Raw genomic sequence first — 22197 nt, forward strand, 5'->3', positions numbered from 1 at the left:
GCATCATGGCTGCTTATATTCTCCGCCGGTTTTTGCTGATCATCCCCACCTTGCTGGGCATTATGGTGATCAACTTTGCCCTGGTGCAATTTGTCCCTGGCGGGCCGGTGGAACAGATCATCGCCGAAATGCAGGGCGGTGGTGATGTGTTTGAGGGCTTTGCCGGTGGTGGCTCGGACGTGGAAACAATGCGCGACAGCGGCAATGACCGCTATGTCGGATCGCGCGGGTTGCCGGACGAGTTCATCAAAGAACTGGAGGAGCAGTTCGGGTTGGACAAGCCGCCGTTGCAGCGGTTCTTTATCATGCTGGGCAACTACGCCCGGTTGGACTTCGGCGAGAGCTATTTTCGCAAGATTGGCGTGCTGGAGCTGGTGATGGAGAAAATGCCGGTGTCGATCTCGCTGGGCCTGTGGTCGACGATCATTGCCTATCTGGTGTCGATCCCGCTGGGCATCCGCAAGGCGATCCGCGATGGCAGCCGGTTTGACACCTGGACCAGCGGCATGATCATTGCCGCCTATTCAATCCCCGGATTCCTGTTTGCCATCCTGCTGCTGGTGCTGTTTGCCGGCGGTTCCTACTGGCAGGTGTTTCCATTGCGCGGGTTGACCTCGGACAACTGGGAGCAGCTCAGCCTGGTTGGCAAAGTCACCGATTATGCCTGGCACATCGCACTGCCGGTGCTGGCCTCGACCATCGCCGCCTTTGCCACCATGACGCTGCTGACCAAGAATTCGTTCCTGGATGAGATCAAGAAGCAATATGTGATCACCGCCCGCGCCAAGGGGCTGTCTGAATCCGGGGTGCTGTATGGTCATGTATTCCGCAATGCGATGCTGATCGTGATTGCCGGTTTTCCGGCGGTGTTCATTGGTGTGTTCTTCTCGGGGTCGCTGATCATCGAGACCATATTCTCGCTTGATGGCTTGGGCCGCATGGGGTTCGAGGCTGCAGTGGCGCGCGACTATCCGGTGATCTTTGGCACCCTGTTTGTGTTTGGCTTGATGAGCCTGGTGGTCGGGATCATTTCCGACCTGATGTATGTGCTGGTTGACCCGCGCATCGATTTCGAGAAGCGGGAGGGCTAAATGGCACTGTCTCCACTGAACCAGCGTCGCTGGCGCAATTTTCGCCGCAACAACCGCGCCTACTGGTCGCTGATCCTTTTCTCGGTGCTGTTTGGCATTACGCTCTGTGCCGAGTTTATCGCCAATGACAAACCAATCCTGGTCAGCTATCGCGGTGAGCTTTTCGCGCCGGTGTTCAACTTCTATCCCGAAACCGCCTTTGGTGGTGATTTCCAGACCGAGGCGATTTATCGCGACCCCGAGGTCGAATGCCTGATTGTTTCGGGCGGGATCGAGGACTGTTTTGATGAGCCTGAGGCGATCATCGCGGAGATTGATGCAGGCAGCTACCAGGCCGATGGTTTTGCGCAGGGCTGGACCCTGTGGCCGCTGATCCCCTATTCCTATAACACCACCGTTGACCGCCCCGGGGCAGCGCCGCTGCCGCCCAATGGGCAGAACTGGTTGGGCACCGACGACACCAAACGTGATGTGCTGGCGCGGGTGATCCACGGCTTTCGCCTGTCGATCCTGTTCACCCTGATGGTCACCGGTGCCGCCTCGGTTCTGGGTATTCTTGCTGGCGCGGTGCAGGGGTATTTCGGCGGCTGGACCGATCTGGTGTTCCAGCGGGTGATCGAGATCTGGAGCGCCACGCCGCAGCTCTATGTGATCATCATCCTGTTCGCCATTCTGGGCCGCAGTTTCTGGCTGCTGGTCGGGTTGATGATCCTGTTTGGCTGGACCGGGCTGGTGGGCGTGGTGCGCGCGGAATTCCTGCGCGCCCGCAACCTGGAATATGTCCGCGCCGCCAAGGCGCTGGGGGTGGGCAATGTGACCATCATGTTCCGTCACATGCTGCCCAATGCGATGGTGGCAACCCTGACCTTCATGCCGTTTATCGTCACTGGCACCATCGGAACGCTGGCCGGGCTCGACTTTCTGGGCTTTGGGTTGCCGTCCTCGGCGCCGTCGCTGGGAGAGCTGACGCTGCAGGCCAAGCAGAACCTCGAGGCCCCCTGGCTGGCCTTCACCGCGTTCTTTACCTTTGCCATCATGCTGTCGCTGCTGGTCTTCATCTTTGAAGGCCTGCGGGATGCATTTGACCCCCGAAAGACCTTCTCATGAGCGCGCTTTTGCAAGTGAACAACCTGCGTGTTTCTTTTCGTCAGGACGGTAAGACCACGATGGCGGTAAAAGGCGTGTCCTTTACCGTGGACCGCGGTGAAACCGTGGCGCTGGTGGGCGAGAGCGGCTCGGGCAAATCCGTCACCGCGCTGTCTACGGTGTCACTGCTGGGCGACAGCGCGATGGTTGAGGGCTCGGTTCTATACGACGGTCAGGAAATGATCGGTGCCGATGCGCAGCAACTGATGCAGGTGCGGGGCAATGATATCAGCTTTATCTTCCAAGAGCCGATGACCTCTCTCAACCCGTTGCACACCATTGAAAAGCAGCTGGCGGAATCGCTGGCGCTGCATCAGGGGCTGGCGGGTGCGGCAGCGCGGGTGCTGATCCTGGAGCTGCTGAACAAGGTGGGCATTCGCGACGCCGAGGAGCGTCTGGGCGCCTATCCGCATCAATTGTCCGGCGGTCAGCGGCAGCGCATCATGATCGCGATGGCACTGGCCAACAGGCCCGATATCCTGATCGCGGATGAACCGACAACGGCACTGGATGTGACCATTCAGGCGCAGATCCTCGACCTGCTGGGAGAGTTGAAGACCAGCGAGGGCATGGGGTTGTTGTTCATCACCCATGATCTGAACATCGTGCGCCGTATTGCCGACAAGGTCTGCGTGATGAAAGACGGCGAGATCGTCGAGGCCGGCCCCACGGCCGAGATATTTGACGCGCCACAGCACCCCTATACCCAGATGCTGCTGGCGGCTGAGCCGACCGGCTATCCTGATCCGGTGCCCGAGAACGCCGCCGAGTTGATCCGCACCGACGATCTGAAGGTCTGGTTCCCGATCCAGCGCGGATTGCTGAAACGCACCGTCGGTCACATCAAGGCGGTCAATCCTTCGTCGATCGCGGTACGGGCCGGCGAGACGCTGGGCATTGTTGGCGAAAGCGGCTCTGGCAAGACCACAATGGCGCTGGCGGTGATGCGGCTGATCGCTTCTGAGGGCGGGGTGAGCTTTCACGGTGACGACCTGCGTAAATATTCCACACGGGATCTGCGACAGCTGCGCAAGGATATGCAGATCGTGTTTCAGGATCCGTTTGGGTCGCTGTCGCCCCGGATGACCTGTGCGCAGATCATCGCCGAAGGGGTAGCGATTCACAGGATCGAGCCGGACCGCGAGCCGCGTGATCTGGTGGCTGAGGTAATGCGTGAGGTGGGGTTGGACCCGGCCGCGATGGATCGCTATCCGCATGAGTTCTCGGGCGGTCAGCGCCAGCGTATCGCCATTGCCCGCGCTATGGTGCTGCGCCCCAAACTGGTGGTTCTGGACGAGCCGACCTCGGCGCTGGATATGACGGTGCAGGTGCAGATCGTCGATCTGCTGCGCGATTTGCAACGTCGCTACGGGCTGGCCTATCTGTTCATCTCGCATGATCTGAACGTGGTGCGGGCGATGTCGCACAAAGTGATTGTGATGAAGCAGGGCGATGTCGTCGAGGCGGGCTCTGCCGAGGACATCTTTGTCAATCCGCAACACCAATATACCCGCACACTACTGGCCGCGGCGCGGTAAAAGCCTAGGTTTTCTGGATGGTAAATGCACCATAGGCCCGACGTTGCTGCCGGGCCTATGGTGTTTGTGCTATAGGCAATTCTCTTAAATCGCTGAGGAGTGCTTGGCCTTGCTGGTGTCATCATAGGCGTCGAAATCCCGGGCAATCATCCGGGTCAGAGGCCGGGAGAGCTCGGGGATATACAGCCCATCAGGCAGCACTTGCAGCGCGTCTGGGAACTTTTCGGCCACTGCGGTGAACATCTGATGCAGTGCTGCGGGGGTGATGTCGAAATCAGCGACAATCTCATCCGTTTCAATGCGAAAATCGCACATCAGCGCCTCAATCAGCCGGGCGCGCAACTTGTCCTCGCCCTGGAACGCATGGCCCCGGGCGATAGAGAACGACCCCGCGCGGATCGCCTTGGTATGCACCGAGGTTGCCGGCGCGTTCTGCGCATAGCCCTGCGGGAACCGCGAGATCGACGAGGCCCCGACACCGATCAGAACTTCGGACTGATCATCGGTGTAGCCTTGGAAATTGCGCTTGAGCTGACCCAAGGTCTGCGCCGTGGTCAACCCGTCTGACGGGGTGGCAAAGTGGTCAATTCCGATTTCGGCATATTGATCCGCCAAGAACAGTTTGCGGGCGGTTTCATACAGTTGCAGCCGCTCTTGCGGGGTTGGCAGGGCATCGGTTGGAATCATCTGCTGCCGTTTGGCGATCCAGGGGACATGCGCATAGCCATAAAGAGCCACCCGGTCGGGATTGAGAGACAATAGCTTTTGCACGCTCTCGGCCATCCGGGTCTGGGTCTGATGCGGCAGCCCATAGAGAATATCGGCGTTCAGGCTGTGGATGCCACGGGCGCGGATCATTTCGATGGCGTCGCGGGTGAGCTCGTAGCTTTGAATGCGGCCAATGGTCTGCTGGATTTCGGGGTCAAAATCCTGCACCCCAACCGAGGCGCGGTTCATGCCTGCGGCGGCCAATGCATCCAGACGCGGTTCATCAATCTCGTTCGGATCGATCTCAACCGAGAATTCAGCCTGGGGAGCAAAAGGGGCAATCTCGGCAACGGCCCCGGCCAGATCGGTCATCATGTCCGGCGTCAGCAGGGTTGGAGTGCCACCGCCCCAATGCAGGCGCGACAGGGTCACACCTTCGGGCAGGATGTGCCCCAGCATTTTGATTTCGGCCTTCAGGACCTCGAGGTAGGCGCGCACCGGAGAATCACTTTGGGTGCCCTGGGTTCGGCAGGCGCAGAACCAACAGAGCCTGCGGCAGAACGGCACATGGATGTATAATGAGATCGAGCTGTGCGGCTTGATCTTTGAAATCCAATCAGAATATCGCTCCGGGGTAACGTCATTCCGGAATTGAGGAGCTGTTGGATAGCTGGTGTAGCGCGGCACTTTGGCATCGAATAAACCGAGCTTGGCCAATTGTGATTGCTGAGTCATTTGGGTAATGTAGGCGAAGTCTAACAGGACTAACCTTGACCCAGATCAATTGGGACTACTGATGAACACCCCGAATATAAACTCAGTCAACTGCGACAGCTGCCCGATCCGTCATCGAGCCGTCTGCGCCCGTTGCAATGCCGATGAACTGGTGGAGCTGGACGCCATCAAATACTACCGAACCTATGAGGCGGGCCAGACCGTGATTTGGGCCGGCGACATAATGGGCTTTGTCGGCTCGGTGGTGTCGGGAGTCGCAACTCTGACACAGACGATGGAGGACGGGCGCACCCAGATGGTTGGCCTGCTCCTTCCCAGCGATTTTGTCGGTCGCCCAGGGCGCGATGGCGCGGCGTATAATGTGGTTGCGACCACCAATGTGGTGATGTGCTGCTTTCGCAAGAAACCTTTCGAGGAATTGATGGAACGCACCCCGCATATTGCGCAGCGGTTGCTGGTGATGACCCTGGATGAGCTGGATGCCGCGCGGGAGTGGATGCTGGTATTGGGTCGTAAAACGGCGCGTGAAAAAATCGCCAGCCTGCTGTCGATCATTGTGCGCCGTGATGCTTCACTCCAGTCCACTGGCCTGGGAGAGAATGTGGTGTTTGATCTGCCGCTCACGCGGGAGGCAATGGCCGACTATCTGGGGCTGACCCTGGAAACCGTCAGCCGCCAGATGTCGGCGCTTAAACGTGACGGGGTGATCAAGCTCGAGGGCAAACGTCATATTACCGTGCCCAGTATGGGCCGCCTGCTGGAAGAAGCCGGTGACGACAGTGATGGTGGTTTTATAGGCTAGACCTGCCCGTTTTCGGCTAGGGGTGCGTGCAAGCACGCACCCCTAGCCAGACGTCAGTGGGCCATGAAATCAGTGGGCCATGAAAACAGGAACCATGGCCTGTTCCAGCATATTGCGGGTGGCGCCGCCTAGAATGGCCTCGCGGAACCGTGAATGGCCGTAGGCCCCCATCACAATCATGTCGGAGCTGGTGTCGACGGCATGGCGGTTCAGGATGTCAGACACCCGGCTCATGGTTTTGCTGAGCACATCAATTTCGCAGGTGACCCCATGCCGCGCCAACATCTGACTGAGCATGCCACCTGGATCTGATCGCTCTGGTCCGTGCTGAGGCGGGTCTATCACCACCACCCGAACCAGCTCTGATTTGATCAGGAACGGCAAGGCCTTGCGGATCGCAGTCAGGGCCTCGACGCTTTCGTTCCAGGCCACCATGACGGTCTTTGGCTGCGCCATTATGCTGGCCTTGTCGGGCACCACAAGCACCGGGGCGTGGCCCTCAAACAAGGCCGCCTCGACAATGGGTTCTGCTTCGACGTCGCGGTCGCGGCCATAGGGTTTTCCCAGAACCACCAGATCCGAGAACCGCGCCCGCTGTGCCACGTGGCGACCCAGATCGGCGATTTGAGCGACGCCCGATTCCGCCGACCACATCACCCCGGATTTTGCCAATATCGATTCAGCGTGTGTTTGTACGTTGGTGGCTTCTTCCTTGGCGCGCGACAGCGATTCCTGCAGCACCATGGCATTGGCACCCGCATAGTAATAGCCGGTTTGGGTTCGGTCGACGCCCAGGCAAAGGGCCTCGGCGTGGCTCCCAAAGTGATCGGCCAGAGCCATCAGTTGCGCCAGCGGTGCTTTTGCGGTTTTGGTTGCGGTCAGGACGGTAAGCAACGATTTATAGGACATTTCTACCTCATGTGCAGTGCAAGTGGCCAAAATGTGGTCGCACCAATTGCTTTCTGAGCAGAGGCTACACATAGATCATCATAGTATGTCTTGATGTAGATCAAAGCAGGGGGTGCTTTCATTTTGCATCAAGCGCTTAGTCTAAATCCGTCTGGCGCGGCGAAAGAATCGCGCGGGGCAAGATAAAGGGACATAATATGTCTAATTATATCAAGCTAATAGCGCTTGGTCTGGTTGTGCTTTTTGCGATGCTTGCGACCAATTATGCGCGGGATATAGCTTATTTGGTGCACGCGATCATTATTATGGTTGTTGCAGCCGGGCTGTTTATCCACGTTCTTCGATCCACTGACGAGCCGCAGGTCGCGGCCGGGTCACTGGCCAATGAATATTTCGATAGTGTTGTACGTGCAGGTGTGATCGCCACAGCCCTTTGGGGTGTTGTTGGTTTTCTGGCCGGTGTCTTCATTGCTTTTCAGCTGGCCTTTCCGGTGCTGAACTTCGAATGGGCCGAAGGATATGCCAATTTTGGCCGTCTGCGGCCTCTGCATACTTCGGCGGTGATCTTTGCCTTTGGTGGCAATGCCTTGATCGCAACCTCGTTTTATGTGGTGCAGCGGACCTGCGCTGCGCGTCTTTGGGGCGGCAATCTGGCCTGGTTCGTGTTCTGGGGTTACCAATTGTTCATCGTGCTGGCGGCGACTGGTTATTTGCTGGGTGGCACTCAGTCGAAGGAATACGCTGAGCCGGAGTGGTATGTTGATATTTGGTTGACCGTTGTCTGGCTTGCCTACCTTGCTGTGTTCATGGGAACGTTGATCAAACGCAAAGAACCGCACATCTATGTGGCCAACTGGTTCTACCTGTCCTTTATCATCACCGTTGCCTTGCTGCATGTGGTCAACAACCTGTCGATCCCGGTGTCGATCTGGGGCTCCAAATCGGTTCAGGTGTTTTCAGGCGTGCAGGATGCCATGGTGCAGTGGTGGTACGGCCACAACGCGGTTGGCTTTTTCCTGACCGCCGGTTTCCTGGGCATGATGTACTATTTCATTCCCAAGCAGGCCGAGCGTCCGGTGTTCAGCTACAAACTGTCGATCATCCACTTCTGGGCGCTGATCTTCCTGTATATCTGGGCTGGCCCGCACCACTTGCATTACACCGCGCTGCCGGATTGGGCGACGACCCTTGGCATGGTGTTCTCAATCGTTCTGTGGATGCCGTCCTGGGGTGGCATGATCAACGGTCTGATGACCCTGTCCGGTGCCTGGGACAAGCTGCGCACCGATCCGGTGATCCGGATGATGGTGATCTCGCTTGGCTTTTACGGCATGTCCACTTTTGAGGGCCCGATGATGTCGATTCGCGCCGTCAACGCGCTGTCGCATTACACCGACTGGACCATTGGCCACGTGCATTCTGGGGCCTTGGGTTGGAACGGCATGATCACCTTTGGGGCGCTGTATTTCCTGGTGCCGGTGCTGTGGAAGCGCGAGCGTCTGTACTCACTGACACTGGTGTCCTGGCACTTCTGGCTCGCCACTATCGGTATCGTTCTTTATGCCGCGTCGATGTGGGTGACCGGTATCATGGAAGGCCTGATGTGGCGTGAAGTTGATGCCAATGGTTTCTTGGTGAATTCATTTGCCGATACCGTTGCCGCCAAGAAGCCAATGAACATCGTGCGTGGACTGGGTGGACTGATGTTCCTCTCGGGTGCCGTGGTCATGTGTTACAATCTGTGGATGACCGTTCGTCGGGCGCCGGCCAAAGAGGCCAGCCTTACCGTCGCGGTTCCAGCTGAATAAGGAGGGCAGTAGCAATGTCATTTCTCGACAAACACAAGGTCCTCGAGACCAACGCGACCCTGTTGCTGGTATGTAGCTTGCTGGTCGTGTCCATTGGCGGTCTGGTGCAAATCGCGCCGCTGTTCTGGCTGGAAAACACCATCGAAGATGTAGAGGGCATGCGCCCCTACACTCCGCTGGAGCTGACCGGCCGGGACATCTATGTGCGTGAAGGGTGCTATACCTGCCACAGCCAGATGATCCGCCCGCTGCGCGATGAGGTGGAACGTTATGGTCACTACTCGCTGGCGGCGGAGTCCAAATATGACCATCCGCACCAGTGGGGATCCAAACGGACGGGCCCCGATCTGGCGCGCGTCGGTGGTCGCTATTCGGACGAGTGGCACGTTGACCACCTGAGCGATCCGCAGTCGGTGGTGCCGGAATCGGTGATGCCGAAATACAGCTTCCTGGAACGCACCGTGATCGACGGCAAATATGTGGCTGACCTCATTGCCACAAACGCCTTTGTCGGGGTGCCATACTCGGACGAAATGGTTGCCAGTGCGCAGGCTGATTTCAAGGCTCAGGCTGATCCGGACAGCGATTACGACGGGTTGCTGGAGCGCTATGGCGACAAGGTCACTGTGCGTAATTTCGACGGTCAGGCTGAACTGACCGAAATGGATGCGCTGGTGGCGTATTTGCAGATGTTGGGCACGCTGGTTGATTTCTCGACCTTTACGCCTGACGCAAGCCGCTAGGGGAGGGACAGATGGATATCTATACTTTCCTTAGGGAATTCGCTGATAGCTGGATGTTGCTGTTCCTGTTTATCGTCTTTGTTACTGTCGTCATCTGGGCCTTTCGCCCCGGCAGCACCAAGATCTATCAGGACGTCGCCAACATCCCGTTTCGCCACGTTGACGCCCCTGCGCCCGAAATGGGCGCCGACAAACCTGCCGCATCCAAGGAGGTGAGGACATGACCAAAAAATCGAAGAAGTTCGAGGGCGATCCAAACACCACCGGTCACGAGTGGGACGGGATCGAAGAATTCGACAATCCGATGCCACGCTGGTGGTTGTGGACGCTCTATCTGACCATCATCTGGGCCATCGGATATACCATTGCCTATCCGGCCTGGCCGATGATCAATCAGGCCACAACCGGGGTGCTGGGCTGGTCAACACGCGGCGATGTGGCGAATGAAATTGCCGCAGTGGAAGAGGGCAACGCCGCCATCAACGCCAAGTTGGCCTCGGCTGAGCTGACCGCGATTTCCAGCGATGCTGAGTTGAATGGCTATGCCTCGTCGGCTGGCTCTGCGGTGTTCAGAACTTGGTGCGCTCAGTGTCACGGCTCGGGCGCGGCTGGTGCCAAGGGCTATCCCAACCTGCTGGACGACGACTGGCTGTGGGGCGGCGACATGGAAGCCATCCACACCACCGTCACCCACGGTATCCGCAACGAGGACAGCGACGATGCGCGCTATTCCGAGATGCCTGCCTTTGGTCGGGACGAACTGTTGGAGCCGGCTGAGATCGACCAGGTGGTGAACTATGTGATGTCGCTGTCAGGTGACGCTCAGGACGGCGAAAAAGTGGCTGATGGTGCGGTTGTTTTTGAAGACAATTGCTCGTCGTGCCATGCCGAAGACGGCACCGGAGATCGTGAGCAGGGTGCGCCCAATCTGGCGGATGCGATCTGGCTGTATGGTGGCGATTACGAGGCGCTGACAGAAACGGTGAACAATGCCCGTTATGGCGTCATGCCGGCCTGGAACACACGTCTGACCGAATGGCAGATCCGTGCGGTTTCCGCCTATGTGCATCAGTTGGGTGGCGGCGAATAAGCCGCTGTCGCCACGGACATGAGTATTTGGCGATAGCCGGATAGCCAACAAACGCAGCGCCGCAGGGTGCTGCGTTTTGCGTTTGACCCGGTGGGCTCGCGCCTTATCCCATCGCTGTTCTGGAGCCGCGTGCCTTGGCACGCTTGGCGCTGCTCCACTCGCTCCACAGTGCAATTCCGCTCCAGCTAAGAATGTATATCACACCGATCGCGATCACCGCTTCGCCGGGGAGCGGGCCAACATCGGCCCGTGTCATGGCCTGTTGAAAGGAGGTGACCGGCGTCGGGTGTACGATCAGTTTGCCGGCGTAGGCAAGGGTTTGGATCAACAGAATCCACAGGTAGTTGCGCCGGATCCGCCGTCCCACTGATGTCCAATACCCCACATGGTATCTGGGCTTTGTATAGTCATCGGCCAGCACTTTTTGCCAGTTTTCCTCCATGTGCAGGTCGCCATCCTCCAGCATGGGGGCGTAGAAATGTTGCTCCAGCCAGCGGGCCCGGGCCCGAAAGACGCTAAAGTAGCGATAACGTCGGGCTTCGAGCAGCAGAAAAAAGATGATCAGAATGCCGACCAGAATCAATGGCAGCGGCGAGGCCTCGGGCGAGGAGAAGGTGATCGACAGCGCCACGCCCAGCGTGACAACGGCCCAGTTTGTGGTGGTATCCAGACGGGTGCGCCAGATGGTGCTCCGGTAGGCCTCGCTACGATATAAATGCGCTATTGCACCGATTTCACCGTCAGTCAGGGTTTTACGTTCCCTATTTTGCTGCTCCATGCCGCTGTCCCCGTCGGTTGTTCCTGATGAGGGTAGTTTCTGCGTGCGGAGGGTCAAATTTTGTCGGCTTGTTGATCGGGATCAAACCAGCCGGGAGGCATTGGTGATTTAAGGTGGTCGACGGCAATTGACGGCTCGCAAACCTCGTGGCGGGGCGATGATTGTCAGAAAATCCCTTTCGCTTGCGTGCAGGCGGACTGGGATAAAGCGTCGGCTCTCCGATCTGTTCGCGCGTTTCCTGGAAAGCCGACGCTTCTTTATCCCTTTCAGTCTCTGTCGTGCCGCGCAATTGGGACATCTGCTTCTGACACTCAAAGATCTGACAGGTCGTTAGACTTCGGAGGCTGACGCCACCACCTTCGGCGGCTCTTCGAGGGCGTCCCTTTGCCCTGCATATCTTTGATTCTGTAGTGCTCTAATCTGGTGGCTGCGAGCATACTGTGGGCATAGATGGTCAACATTTCACTATCCTCAAATGTAGGTTGTCGTGACTTCACTGTTGCTAAAAAGGACATGTTATGCGACTCAATATGGATGTTGTAATGTAAGGTGTGCTTACAAATGAACTGGCTTGATCTTCCGCCATTGGCTGCGCTCAGGGCCTTCTCGGCCTTTGCGCAGTCCGGAAATGTCACGCTTGCCGGTGCCGCACTAAATGTAAGTCATGCTGCGATCAGCCAACACTTGCGTGCGTTAGAGGCACATCTGGGTGTCTCGCTGTTGGATCGGTCCGGCCGGGCGCTGTCATTGACCGTTGAGGGCGACCAGCTGGCCCGTGCATTGGACCTGGGATTTGGCGCCATTGGGGCTGCCGTTCAGGATTTGAAGGGCGCAGATGCCAACCGACCGCTGCATATCTCCTGCACCTCGTCCTTTGCCGCGTCCTGGTTGATGCCACGTTTGCCAGGGTTCCGGGCATTGCATCCCGAGATTAACCTAATGCTGGATCCATCGCCTGAACTGGTGACCCTGAAACCCGGCGGAATTGATTTGGCCATTCGCTATGGCCAAGGTGACTGGCCTGGGCATGCGGTGGAAATGTTGCTTGCCTCTCCGATGGTCATTGTTGCGGCGCCAGGATTGTTAAAGACAAAGGGTGAAATCACCCCAGCTGAATTGGCGAATTACCCCTGGCTGGATGAGCTGGGCACCACGGAATCCACCAATTGGGCCGAGTCCTATGGGGTGCAGCCGTCAAAACTTGCCAGCCGGGTGCAGGTGCCGGGAAACCTGTTGCTTGACGGTGTGCGCTCAGGGCAGGGCGTGGTGGTGACGGTGCGCCACTTTGTCGAGGATGATCTGAAATCCGGGCGTTTGGTTGAATTGTTCTGCGAAGCTGACAATCGCGGTTATCATATCGTTACCCGGCCCGGAGTACTGCGACCTTCAGCGCGGAAGTTTGTTCAGTGGCTGCGGCGGCAATAATAGTGATCACAAAGATGTTTCGGGAATACGCTTTTGATCCATATCAAAGTTGACTTGGTGGTCTTCTGAGAGAAGATTTAAGCTATACTATCAATCGGAGAGAGTCCTTGAGCGATTCCAATCCATCCCCCAGCCTCTATGTCGCCAGGGAACCCATTTTTCCAAAAGGAGTGTCCGGTAAGTTCCGGAGCCTCAAGTGGATCATACTGGCCGTTACATTGGGGATTTATTATCTGACCCCCTGGATCCGCTGGGATCGTGGGCCAAGCCTGCCCGATCAGGCGGTATTGCTGGATCTGGCCAACCGGCGCTTCTATTTTTTCTGGATCGAGATCTGGCCACACGAGTTCTATTTTGTGGCCGGTTTGCTGATCATGGCGGGGTTGGGGTTGTTCCTGTTTACCTCGGCTTTGGGCCGGGTCTGGTGCGGCTATGCCTGCCCGCAGACGGTCTGGACTGATCTTTATATTCTGGTTGAACGCTGGATTGACGGCGACCGGAATGCCCGGTTGCGGCTGCATCGGCAAAAGAAACTGGACCTGCGCAAAGTGCGGCTGCGCCTGACCAAGTGGACAGTTTGGTTGTTGATTGGTCTGGCGACCGGCGGGGCCTGGGTGTTTTATTTTGCCGATGCGCCGACATTGATGATCGACCTGATCACCGGCAACGCGCATCCGGTCGCGTACACGACGATGGCAGTGCTGACCGCGACGACATTTTTCTTTGGCGGTTTTGCCCGCGAACAAATCTGTATCTATGCCTGCCCATGGCCGCGCATTCAGGCGGCGATGATGGACGAAGACACGCTGGTTGTTGGCTATCGAGAATGGCGAGGCGAGCCGCGTGGCAAGCTGCGCAAGACGACGCCAGAGGCCGAGGTGCCGCAGGGCGATTGCATTGATTGCATGGCCTGCGTCAACGTCTGCCCGGTGGGTATCGACATCCGTCAGGGTCAGCAAATGGAGTGCATCACCTGTGCGCTCTGTATTGATGCCTGTGATGAGATTATGGACAAAATCGGCAAGCCGCGTGGCTTGATCGACTATATGGCCGTCAGCGATGAAACGGATGGACGGGCGGGGCAAGCGACCCGCAATATCTGGAAGCACATCCTGCGGCCCAGAACCATCATGTATACCACTCTGTGGACGCTGGTGGGTGTTGGGCTGGTCTTTGCTCTGTTCATTCGCGCCGACATAGAACTGACGGTGGCGCCGGTTCGCAATCCTACCTTTGTGACCCTGTCGGACGGCTCGATTCGCAATACCTATGACGTGCAGTTGCGCAACAAACATGGTGAGCAGCGCCAGTTCCAGCTTTCGGTCACTGGTGATCCAACCCTGCGGCTGCAGATCGAAGGCACGCCCTATGCCTCGGTTCCGGTCGCCGCCAACGCCGCCCTCCAGCAGCGGCTCTATGTGATCAGTCCCAAAGGCACCGCGCCCTCGACCCGCGATGCAACACCGTTTAGGATCTGGGTCGAAGATAACGCCAATGGTGAACGCGCCTATAAAGACACCACCTTTAACGGCAAGGAAAACTAAACGATGACATCGGAAAAGCCGCAGCGGGAATTCACCGGACGTCACGCCTTGATGGTGTTTGGCGGTGCCTTTGCTGTGATCATCGGGGTCAATATCACCCTGGCGGTGAATGCGGTCAAAACCTTCCCCGGGCTTGAGGTGAAAAACTCATATGTGGCCAGTCAAGAGTTTGACCAGCGCCGCAGCGCGCAGGTGGCCCTTGGCTGGTCGGTCTACGCTTCGGCCAGCAAAGATCAGGTCAAGCTTGAGATTTCTGATGCCGACGGCAATCCGGTTGAGGTGGTCAAGTTGACGGCCACACTGGGCCGGGCCACCCACGTCAGGGAAGATCAAACCCCCGATTTTAAATTCAACGGCAAGGCCTATGTCGCTCCGGCGCAACTGGGATCCGGCAACTGGAATATTCGCATGGTGGCGCGGGCCAGAAACGGCGCCGAGTTTAGCCAGCGGGTCATTTTACATGTGAAAGGCTGACCCCGAATGACCGCTCAGCTCACCCCATCCCTGGCCGCCTGTCCCGGCTGTCTGGTTGTGCCGCGGGATGCGGTTGACGAGACCCCTGAGGCGGCGCGTCTGGCGCTATCGCTGCCGGGCATCCACTGTCAGGCCTGTATCTCGACGGTGGAAGCTGGGCTGAATGCTGTCCCCGGGGTGATCTCGGCGCGGGTGAACCTGACCCTGAAACGGGCGCTGATCGAGGCCGACCCGGATATCCATGCCCGCGATCTGATCCCGGTGCTGACCGGTTTGGGCTTTGAGGCACATGAACTGGATCCGGGGGTGCTGGCCGCAACCCAGAGCGACAAGGCGGGGCGCGATCTGCTGATGCGTCTTGCGGTGGCTGGCTTTGCCTCGATGAACGTGATGCTGCTGTCGGTTTCGGTCTGGGCCGGGGCCTCGGATGCGACGCGGGACATGTTCCACTGGATCTCGGCGGCGATCGCCCTGCCGGCGATTGGCTTTTCCGCGCAGCCGTTTTTCAAACATGCCTGGACTGCACTGCGGGTGCGGCGGCTGAATATGGATGTGCCGATTGTGCTGGCGCTGGTGCTGGCACTGGTCACGTCGCTGTGGGAGACCTCGCTGTCTGGCGAGCACGCCTATTTTGACGCGGCGTTGACGCTGACCTTTTTTCTGCTGGCCGGGCGGTATCTGGACTATCGCACCCGTGCAGTGGCGCGATCTGCGGCCGAGGAACTGGCAGCACTGGAGGTGCCCCGTGCCATCTTGCTGCGCGACGGGGTCGAGAGCGAAGTGGCGGTTGGCACTTTGTCCATTGGCGATCTGATTCTGGTGCGCCCCGGTGGCCGGATGCCGGTGGACGGCGAGGTGGTGTCGGGTCAGTCCGAGCTTGACCGCTCACTGCTGACCGGCGAGACGCTGCCGGTGTTTGCCGGGCCGGGCACCGTGATATCCGCCGGAGAGGTCAATCTGACCGGGCCGCTGACCATCCGGGCCACTGCGGTGGGCAAAGACACCTCGCTGCACCGGATGGGTGATCTGGTGGCCATCGCCGAGTCGGGCCGCTCACGCTATACCTCGCTGGCTGACAATGCCGCCAAACTATATGCGCCCGGAGTACATATCCTGTCGGCGCTCAGCTTTGTGGGGTGGTATTTATACACCTGGGATCTGCGCACGGCGCTGAATATCGCCGCTGCGGTGCTGATCATCACCTGCCCCTGCGCCTTGGGGCTGGCGGTGCCGGCGGTGACCACAGCGGCCTCGGGGCGGTTGTTCCGCAGGGGTATGCTGATCAAGGATGCCACCGCCCTGGAGCGGTTGGCGCAAGTCGATACCGTGGTTTTTGACAAGACCGGAACCCTGACCGCCGGCACCCCGCAACTGACCAATCTGGGCGATGTCCCACGGGCAGATTTAGAGCTTGCGCTGGCCCTGGCCGAGGCCTCGGCGCATCCGTTATCGCGCAGTCTGGCGCAGGCGGCCCGAGAGGCCGGGATATCTCCGGTCGAGATCACGGATATTCGCGAGGTGCCGGGGTTTGGCACGCAAGCGCGGTATCGGGGGGCGCGGGTGCGGCTGGGCCGTCCGGCCTGGGTCGGGGCGACGCCAAGTGCTATCACCACGGCCTGGCTGGACCGTGGCGATGGCGCGCCGCGCGGGTTCCATTTCACAGATTCGCTGCGCCCCGGTGCCGCTGAGGCGGTGCAGGCGCTGCTGGATGCAGGCAAGCAGGTGCTGCTGCTTTCGGGAGATACCGGCGGCGCGGTTGAGGCGGTGGCCAGCCGGTTGGGCATCACTGACTGGGTGGCCGAGGCTCTGCCCGACGATAAGGTTGAAAAGATCAACAGCCTGACCGATCAGGGTCACAGGGTGCTGATGGTTGGCGACGGGCTGAATGATACCGCGGCATTGACGGCTGCGCATGTCTCGATCTCGCCGGCCTCGGCGCTGGACGCGGCGCGAGTGGCCTCGGACATTGTGCTGCTGGGGCAGGATCTGACACCCATTGCCGAGGCCTGTGAGGTTGCTAGGCGCGCCACCAAACGCATCCGCGAGAATTTTCAGCTCGCCACGCTGTATAATGTGATTGCAGTGCCGCTGGCGGTGGCCGGCCTGGCGACCCCGCTGATTGCCGCCTTGGCGATGTCCACCTCGTCGATTACAGTGTCTCTCAATGCACTGCGGCTGAGGTAAAGAATGCAAGTCCTGACGTTTCTTATTCCGATCTCTCTGCTCCTCGGCGGGCTGGGGTTGGCTGGGTTCCTGTATACGGTGCGCAGCAATCAGTACGATGATCCCGAAGGGGATTCCCGTCGGATCCTTAACGACGAGTGGGATGATTACCCCAAACCCTGAGCGTCATTGAATCCGGGGTGGTGCGTGCCAGCACGCACCCTACATCGGTCGAGACAGAATGATGAGAATGGCCAGTCGGTGCTGGTCTCAACGAGCCCCAAGTGCATGGGGGCGTCCCGGCAATACTGTAGGTGCTGCCGATAATCCTGATCGTCACGGAAATGGTGCTCCCAGAATCGGCGCTGCCAGATGCCACGTTCTTGTCGTGCCAGCTGACTGGCCCGGGTGATCCTGGGGGGCAGGCTGCGCGAAAACCGGGTCTTGATCTGTCGCCAGCGGGTGGAGAAATCACAGTCGCCGTCGGGCAGGGTCCAGATGCAGCGCATGTGGTCCGGGAGCACGACCCAGGCATCCACGTGGAATGGGCGGGCGCGGCGGGTCAGGCCAACTGCGGACCGCAGGGCGTCAATCTCGGTGATCAGCAGGGACGAGCCGCGCCTGGCCAGGCAGACGGTGAAATAGATTGTGGCGCCGGGAGCGCGAGGGCGCAGATACTGAGGCATACCACTCAGTATCTGCGTTTATGGTTAACAAGCTCTGAAGCCATGTAGGGTGCGTGCTGGCACGCACCGTCCGGGACCGGGGTCGGGGTCGAGGTGGTCGGGCGGCGCGGTCAGGATGGCCCGATTTTGGTGCAGGTGGCATTGCGTGCATTCAGGCGGCGGCAGGCCAGATCAGCCCCTTCCTGTGTCATGCCAAGGAAATTGGCCTCAAATCCACGGCTGGATTGCCCCACTTTGCGCAGCGAGCCATCCAAAGTCGACATCTCTGCCAGTGCCGTCCGCAGGAGCATTCTTTCGGCCTTGTACCGGGTGTTGAAGCGCCCGACGTTGATGCCCCAATGGCGGCCTCCTGAGGTGGACAGGCGGGTCACAACAACCGGTTCGGCGACAACGACCCCGGCCATTCTGAGGTTGGCAGGACGGGCGACAGGGCGCAGTCCGGAATAAACGGCAGGTCTTGGGGCTATGCTCTCCACTGCGCTGGCAATCTGTATCGCAGTGTCGCTGGCCCGAGGGGATGTTGCCATGGCCACGGCGGTTACAGGCGGTTGTTCGATCTCGGCCAGTGCGGCCTGAATACCGGTCCGGAGAAGGTTCTGATCGCTCAAAGGTATCCCGGTCGGGCCTGCCACAGGAGCGGCCTCGGCTTCGGCCAGCCGCAAAATGTCTACAGTGCTGTCGGCGGCGGGACGGGCCTTGGGGCGCAGGCTGCTGGTGACCAGGCCGTTGAGCCTTACTGTTCTACCCGCGCCATCGGCATTTGCCACAATCGGTGCTTCGATATTGCCGACATATTGCGGCAGTGCCGGGCGGCGCAGCCTGGCCTGTGACGGCGCCTGGCGAAACCCGAGGTCCAGCAGCTCGGCTACCTTGGCATTCCGAGAGGCGCTGGATTTGCCGCCAAATACCGTGGCGATGATGCGCTCGTTGCCGCGCTTGGCAGAGGCTACAAGATTGAAACCGGCTGCGTTGGTATATCCTGTCTTGATGCCATCTGCACCGCGATAGGCGGCCAATAGGCGCCGGTTGGTGTTGTTGACCCGCTTGACCCCGGCATCCGTCGAGGTCCGCGAGAACAAGTTATAATACTCGGGGTAATCATATAGCATATGGCGCCCCAGCAGGGTCATATCCCGTGCCGTTGACAGATGCCCGGACTGGGTCAGCCCATGGGCATTTCGGAAGGTGGTGCGGGTCATGCCCAGGGATTTTGCGGTGCGGGTCATGCGGCGCGCAAACGCGGCCTCGGACCCCGAGATGGCCTCTCCCAGTGCGGTGGCTGCGTCATTGGCGGATTTCACCGCTGCAGCGCGGATCAGATATCGCAGCGCGATTTTCTGCCCGGTTCTGAGGCCCAGCTTTGAGGGCGGCTCAGCGGTGGCATTGCGGCTAATCTTGATCTTGGTGTCCAGTGAAATCTCGCCGTTCCGCACCGCCTCAAAGACGATGTACAGCGTCATCATTTTGGTCAGTGAGGCCGGATGCAGCCGGGTGTCGGCGTTGCGGGAGTGAAGAACCTTACCGGTGCGGGCATCCATCACCATCGCCGCGTAAGGCGCGGCATTGGCGGCCAAAGGCATCACAATGCCCAGCCAGAATGCTGTTAGAATACCCAAACCCAAACGGGTCGGACGGATGCACCGAACCTGCGCGATATTTGCCATGTCTGCCTCATGCCGCCGGTTTTCCGGCTGACTTTTTACCTAACCGGAAGTTAACACATGCGGGCTTTGGAAAAAACAACAGCTTTGGCGTGGTGTTAAAAGCATCCAGCGCAGCGGTCGACATGCGGTGGGTCTACGCGCGGCCGCACACTAGATGAGGTGTTCGTTAAGAGAGTGTTACCATGAATATAGGCATTTTTTTATTCAACTGGTGCCTTCGTGCCACAACAGCCGGGCCGACGTCGTGTTGGTATTCGTGGCCCGAGGTCCGGCTGCGGGGAATTGTGGGGCATATGGGGGGCCCATCCCCCGCCACACTCATCGGCGCTACCACCGAGCGGAGCGAATTTCCAACCATCATCCTGCGCGCGCCCCCGCCAGCTTGAATCAACGGGTGTGTGATCCCCTCAGCCGGATCAACAGGCGCGTGGTCCCTCCGCAATTCGGTGAATTTTTGTTGCGCAATCCGAAAGAAACGCGGGTGGTGCCAGAGCCAATCATCCGCATCAAAACCGGTGGTGGTGAAAACGGGTGCCATTGTATTGCTCGCTTTCTCTTTTCCTCGCCGACATAGAGGCTATATAAGCGGGGACGAACTCTTAGGCCTGACCCGGATAAAACCTCAAATGACCTTGCTGCCCCATATCATGTCGGACCAGTCAGATGACTCTACGGATACCGGAGTCATCACCAAGACGAAGCCGAAGACCCAGCGCCCTCCACGATATAAGGTGTTGCTGCTGAACGACGACTATACGCCGATGGAATTTGTGGTGATGGTGCTGGAGCGGTTTTTTGGCATGACCCATGCCGAATCGTTTGAGATCATGCTGGTGGTCCATAAAAAAGGTCTGGCGGTGGTTGGTGTTTTCAGCCATGAAATCGCCGAAACCAAAGTTGGCCAGGTGATGGATTTTGCCCGCCGACAGCAGCACCCGCTGCAATGTACCATGGAAAAAGAAGAATAAGGGGCTCTGCGCATGTCCATCCGTCTATCTCTGGCGCTCGCGTCAGGTGGCTTTGTTGTGCCCGCAACGGGCAAGATCGCCGTTTTCCTGCCTCGGGAGGAGCACGACCTGTCAGCGCTGCCACGCGACCAGGTGTTGGTGGTGCAGCCGATGCGCGCCGATCATGATGTCTTTGCCGATCGTGGTTATGACTGTGTGGCGGCGCTGGAGCCGGGCACCGAGATCGCCGCTGCCGTGGTTTTCCTGCCCCGTGCCAAAGCCTTGGCGCGGCATCTGGTGGCCCAGGCCGTCGCCGCCAGCAGCGGCCCGGTGCTGATTGACGGGGCCAAAACGGATGGCATCGATTCGCTCTACAAGGCGGTCCGAAAGCTGACAGAGCCGTCACCCGCGATCTCCAAGGCGCATGGTAAAACCTTCTGGGTTGACGCTGACGGGCAGGTTTTTGCCGATTGGCTGGCTGAAGATTTCACTCTGGTCGATGGTTTTTCCACCGCACCGGGGGTGTTCTCGGCAGATGGCATCGACCCGGCCTCGCGTCTGCTGGCAGAGTCGTTGCCGAGCAAGCTGGGCCGCAACCTGGTGGATCTGGGCGCCGGTTGGGGCTATCTTTCGGCGCAATTGCTGCCGCGTGACACCGTCATCGAAAACCTGCACCTGGTTGAGGCCGATCACAGCGCAATGGCCTGTGCCAAGCGGAATGTGACTGACCCGCGGGCGCAGTTTCATTGGGCAGACGCGCGGGGGTGGAAGCCGCCAAAGCTGCAGGATGGGGTCATTATGAACCCGCCGTTTCACGCGGGCCGCAAGGCCGAGCCCTCGCTGGGGCAGGCCTTTATCGCCACAGCTGCGCGGGTGCTGACGCCCTCGGGGAGCCTGTGGATGGTGGCGAACCGGCATTTGCCCTACGAGACGACCCTGGCTGAATTGTTTGTGCAGGTGACGGAAATCGCCGGTGATAAGCGGTTCAAAGTGTTGCATGCCCACCGCCCAAAACGCTTGCGCCGCTAGCCGGGTTAACGGTTGCGGTTCCCAAGCAGGCAAATGCGGTTTACCCTGACCTCTGCATTATCCCGACGGAGCCCCATAAGATGTCCTTTTCCATTTCCGGCAAGACTGCCATTGTGACCGGTGCAGCCAATGGTATTGGTCTGGCGATCGGCAAGCAGTTTGTCGCGGCCGGTGCAAATGTGATGTTTGCGGATGTAGACGAGGCTGGGCTGATCCGCGAGTTGGGCGATCAGCCCGAGGATAGCAGTAAGCGTTATTTTGCGGGCGACCTGCGCGAGCGCCTGACCATTGCAAACCTGCTGTCCGCCACCATCGATGCGTTCGACCAGGTCGATATTCTGGTCAATGGCGCGCGCCAGGTGCTGACCAGTGACCCGCTCGACCCCGAAGACGAGTCGACCTATAAATTGCTGACCCAGAATTTGCTGCCAACGCTGCGCCTGTCGCAGCAGGTGGCGAAGCGGATGATGAAGCAGGGCGAGACCCGTGAGGGCAATGGGCCGCAGGGGTCGATCATCAACCTGTCGTCGATTGCCGCGCGCCGCACGCATCCCGAATTATTGGCCTATTCGGTCTCATCGGCAGCGATGGATCAGATGACACGATCGCTGTCGGTGGCCCTGGCGCCGCATCGCATTCGGGTCAACAGCATTGCCTTTGGCTCGGTGATGAGCGCCTCGCTGAAGGCGGTGTTGAAAGATAACCGTGCCCTTCGCGAAGACATTGAAGAACATACGCCTCTGGGCCGCATTGCCTCGCCCACGGAACTGACCGAGACGGCGCAGTTTCTGGCCTCTGAGGCCTCAAGCTTTATGACCGGGCAGGTGGTGACACTGGATGGCGGCCGCACGCTGCTGGATCCGGTGACTGCTCCGGTTCACTAGAAAACCCGTTCCTCTCCTTTAACAATGGAAGTC

21 protein-coding genes are annotated in these 22197 nt (G+C 59.1%); 16 read left to right on the top strand and 5 right to left on the bottom strand.

Annotation, left to right across the window (positions count from 1 at the left end):
• The first annotated feature begins 5 nt into the window (after positions 1-5).
• From QPJ95_RS09930 to QPJ95_RS09940, 3 genes are read left to right on the top strand one after another with little or no spacing between them, the layout of a single operon-like run.
• Positions 6-1091, top strand: coding sequence for a microcin C ABC transporter permease YejB (locus QPJ95_RS09930; protein WP_270919183.1), 1086 nt, complete (start codon positions 6-8; stop codon positions 1089-1091).
• Positions 1092-2198 carry an ABC transporter permease gene (locus QPJ95_RS09935; protein WP_270919182.1) on the top strand — a complete coding sequence of 369 codons (1107 nt, stop codon included), beginning with the start codon at positions 1092-1094 and terminating at the stop codon, positions 2196-2198.
• A complete protein-coding gene (locus tag QPJ95_RS09940; RefSeq protein ID WP_270919181.1) occupies positions 2195-3775 on the top strand; it encodes an ABC transporter ATP-binding protein in 1581 nt (526 codons plus the stop codon). The genes QPJ95_RS09935 and QPJ95_RS09940 overlap by 4 nt, the downstream gene beginning before the upstream one ends.
• 84 nt (positions 3776-3859) lie before the next feature.
• On the opposite strand, the gene hemN is transcribed toward QPJ95_RS09940, so the two are convergent.
• Complete coding sequence (hemN, locus tag QPJ95_RS09945; RefSeq protein ID WP_270919180.1) at positions 3860-5218, bottom strand: oxygen-independent coproporphyrinogen III oxidase; 1359 nt, start codon at positions 5216-5218, stop codon at positions 3860-3862.
• Positions 5219-5279: 61 nt separating this feature from the next.
• Here hemN and fnrL point away from each other — a divergent pair, with 61 nt between their 5' ends.
• Entirely contained in the window at positions 5280-6020 is a 741-nt protein-coding gene (fnrL, locus tag QPJ95_RS09950) for a transcriptional regulator FnrL (protein WP_270919179.1), read from the top strand.
• 69 nt (positions 6021-6089) lie between these two features.
• Here the strand turns inward: fnrL and QPJ95_RS09955 are convergent, their stop codons facing one another.
• Complete coding sequence (locus tag QPJ95_RS09955; RefSeq protein WP_270919178.1) at positions 6090-6929, bottom strand: universal stress protein; 840 nt, start codon at positions 6927-6929, stop codon at positions 6090-6092.
• Between the two features lie 197 nt (positions 6930-7126).
• Here QPJ95_RS09955 and ccoN point away from each other — a divergent pair, with 197 nt between their 5' ends.
• Genes ccoN through ccoP form a run of 4 tightly spaced genes read left to right on the top strand, consistent with a single transcriptional unit; the run spans position 7127 to position 10570 of the window.
• A complete protein-coding gene (gene ccoN, locus QPJ95_RS09960) occupies positions 7127-8737 on the top strand; it encodes a cytochrome-c oxidase, cbb3-type subunit I (protein WP_270919177.1) in 1611 nt (536 codons plus the stop codon).
• A gap of 14 nt (positions 8738-8751) precedes the next feature.
• Positions 8752-9480, top strand: coding sequence for a cytochrome-c oxidase, cbb3-type subunit II (gene ccoO, locus QPJ95_RS09965; protein ID WP_270919176.1), 729 nt, complete (start codon positions 8752-8754; stop codon positions 9478-9480).
• Positions 9481-9491: 11 nt separating this feature from the next.
• Positions 9492-9704, top strand: coding sequence for a cbb3-type cytochrome c oxidase subunit 3 (locus tag QPJ95_RS09970; RefSeq protein WP_270919175.1), 213 nt, complete (start codon positions 9492-9494; stop codon positions 9702-9704).
• On the top strand, positions 9701-10570 hold the full coding sequence (gene ccoP, locus QPJ95_RS09975) for a cytochrome-c oxidase, cbb3-type subunit III (protein ID WP_270919174.1): 870 nt from the start codon (positions 9701-9703) through the stop codon (positions 10568-10570). The genes QPJ95_RS09970 and ccoP overlap by 4 nt, the downstream gene beginning before the upstream one ends.
• A 103-nt stretch (positions 10571-10673) precedes the next feature.
• Here the strand turns inward: ccoP and QPJ95_RS09980 are convergent, their stop codons facing one another.
• Positions 10674-11348 (bottom strand): DUF2270 domain-containing protein, encoded by a 675-nt coding sequence (locus tag QPJ95_RS09980; protein WP_270919173.1) that lies wholly within the window; start codon positions 11346-11348, stop codon positions 10674-10676.
• Between the two features lie 561 nt (positions 11349-11909).
• On the opposite strand from QPJ95_RS09980, the gene QPJ95_RS09985 reads away from it, so the two are divergent.
• The 5 genes from QPJ95_RS09985 (at position 11910) to ccoS (ending at position 17137) form a co-directional block, all read left to right on the top strand.
• Positions 11910-12773, top strand: coding sequence for a LysR family transcriptional regulator (locus tag QPJ95_RS09985; RefSeq protein ID WP_270919172.1), 864 nt, complete (start codon positions 11910-11912; stop codon positions 12771-12773).
• Positions 12774-12880: 107 nt separating this feature from the next.
• A complete protein-coding gene (gene ccoG / locus QPJ95_RS09990; protein ID WP_270919171.1) occupies positions 12881-14317 on the top strand; it encodes a cytochrome c oxidase accessory protein CcoG in 1437 nt (478 codons plus the stop codon).
• Positions 14318-14320: 3 nt separating this feature from the next.
• Positions 14321-14791 carry a FixH family protein gene (locus QPJ95_RS09995; protein WP_270919170.1) on the top strand — a complete coding sequence of 157 codons (471 nt, stop codon included), beginning with the start codon at positions 14321-14323 and terminating at the stop codon, positions 14789-14791.
• A 6-nt stretch (positions 14792-14797) separates the two neighbouring features.
• Positions 14798-16975, top strand: coding sequence for a heavy metal translocating P-type ATPase (locus QPJ95_RS10000; RefSeq protein WP_270919169.1), 2178 nt, complete (start codon positions 14798-14800; stop codon positions 16973-16975).
• A 3-nt stretch (positions 16976-16978) separates the two neighbouring features.
• On the top strand, positions 16979-17137 hold the full coding sequence (gene ccoS, locus QPJ95_RS10005) for a cbb3-type cytochrome oxidase assembly protein CcoS (RefSeq protein ID WP_270919168.1): 159 nt from the start codon (positions 16979-16981) through the stop codon (positions 17135-17137).
• On the opposite strand, the gene QPJ95_RS10010 is transcribed toward ccoS, so the two are convergent.
• Together QPJ95_RS10010 and QPJ95_RS10015 are read right to left on the bottom strand one after the other, a co-directional pair.
• Positions 17122-17640: an REP-associated tyrosine transposase gene (locus QPJ95_RS10010; protein ID WP_270919167.1), complete on the bottom strand. Its 519-nt coding sequence runs from the start codon at positions 17638-17640 to the stop codon at positions 17122-17124. The genes ccoS and QPJ95_RS10010 overlap by 16 nt on opposite strands.
• A 110-nt stretch (positions 17641-17750) precedes the next feature.
• Positions 17751-19304 carry a D-alanyl-D-alanine carboxypeptidase family protein gene (locus QPJ95_RS10015; protein ID WP_390923635.1) on the bottom strand — a complete coding sequence of 518 codons (1554 nt, stop codon included), beginning with the start codon at positions 19302-19304 and terminating at the stop codon, positions 17751-17753.
• A 626-nt stretch (positions 19305-19930) separates the two neighbouring features.
• Between QPJ95_RS10015 and clpS the strand changes: the two genes are divergently transcribed.
• From clpS to QPJ95_RS10035, 3 genes are all read left to right on the top strand, one after another.
• The gene (gene clpS, locus QPJ95_RS10025) at positions 19931-20272 is read left to right on the top strand and encodes an ATP-dependent Clp protease adapter ClpS (RefSeq protein WP_270919166.1); all 342 of its coding nucleotides are present in this window, start codon (positions 19931-19933) and stop codon (positions 20270-20272) included.
• 12 nt (positions 20273-20284) lie between these two features.
• Positions 20285-21280, top strand: coding sequence for a class I SAM-dependent methyltransferase (locus QPJ95_RS10030; RefSeq protein ID WP_270919165.1), 996 nt, complete (start codon positions 20285-20287; stop codon positions 21278-21280).
• 80 nt (positions 21281-21360) lie between these two features.
• Complete coding sequence (locus QPJ95_RS10035; RefSeq protein ID WP_270919164.1) at positions 21361-22164, top strand: SDR family NAD(P)-dependent oxidoreductase; 804 nt, start codon at positions 21361-21363, stop codon at positions 22162-22164.
• Positions 22165-22197 lie beyond the last annotated feature (33 nt).

It is taken from the genome of Parasedimentitalea psychrophila (assembly GCF_030285785.1).
Lineage (GTDB): Bacteria > Pseudomonadota > Alphaproteobacteria > Rhodobacterales > Rhodobacteraceae > Parasedimentitalea > Parasedimentitalea psychrophila.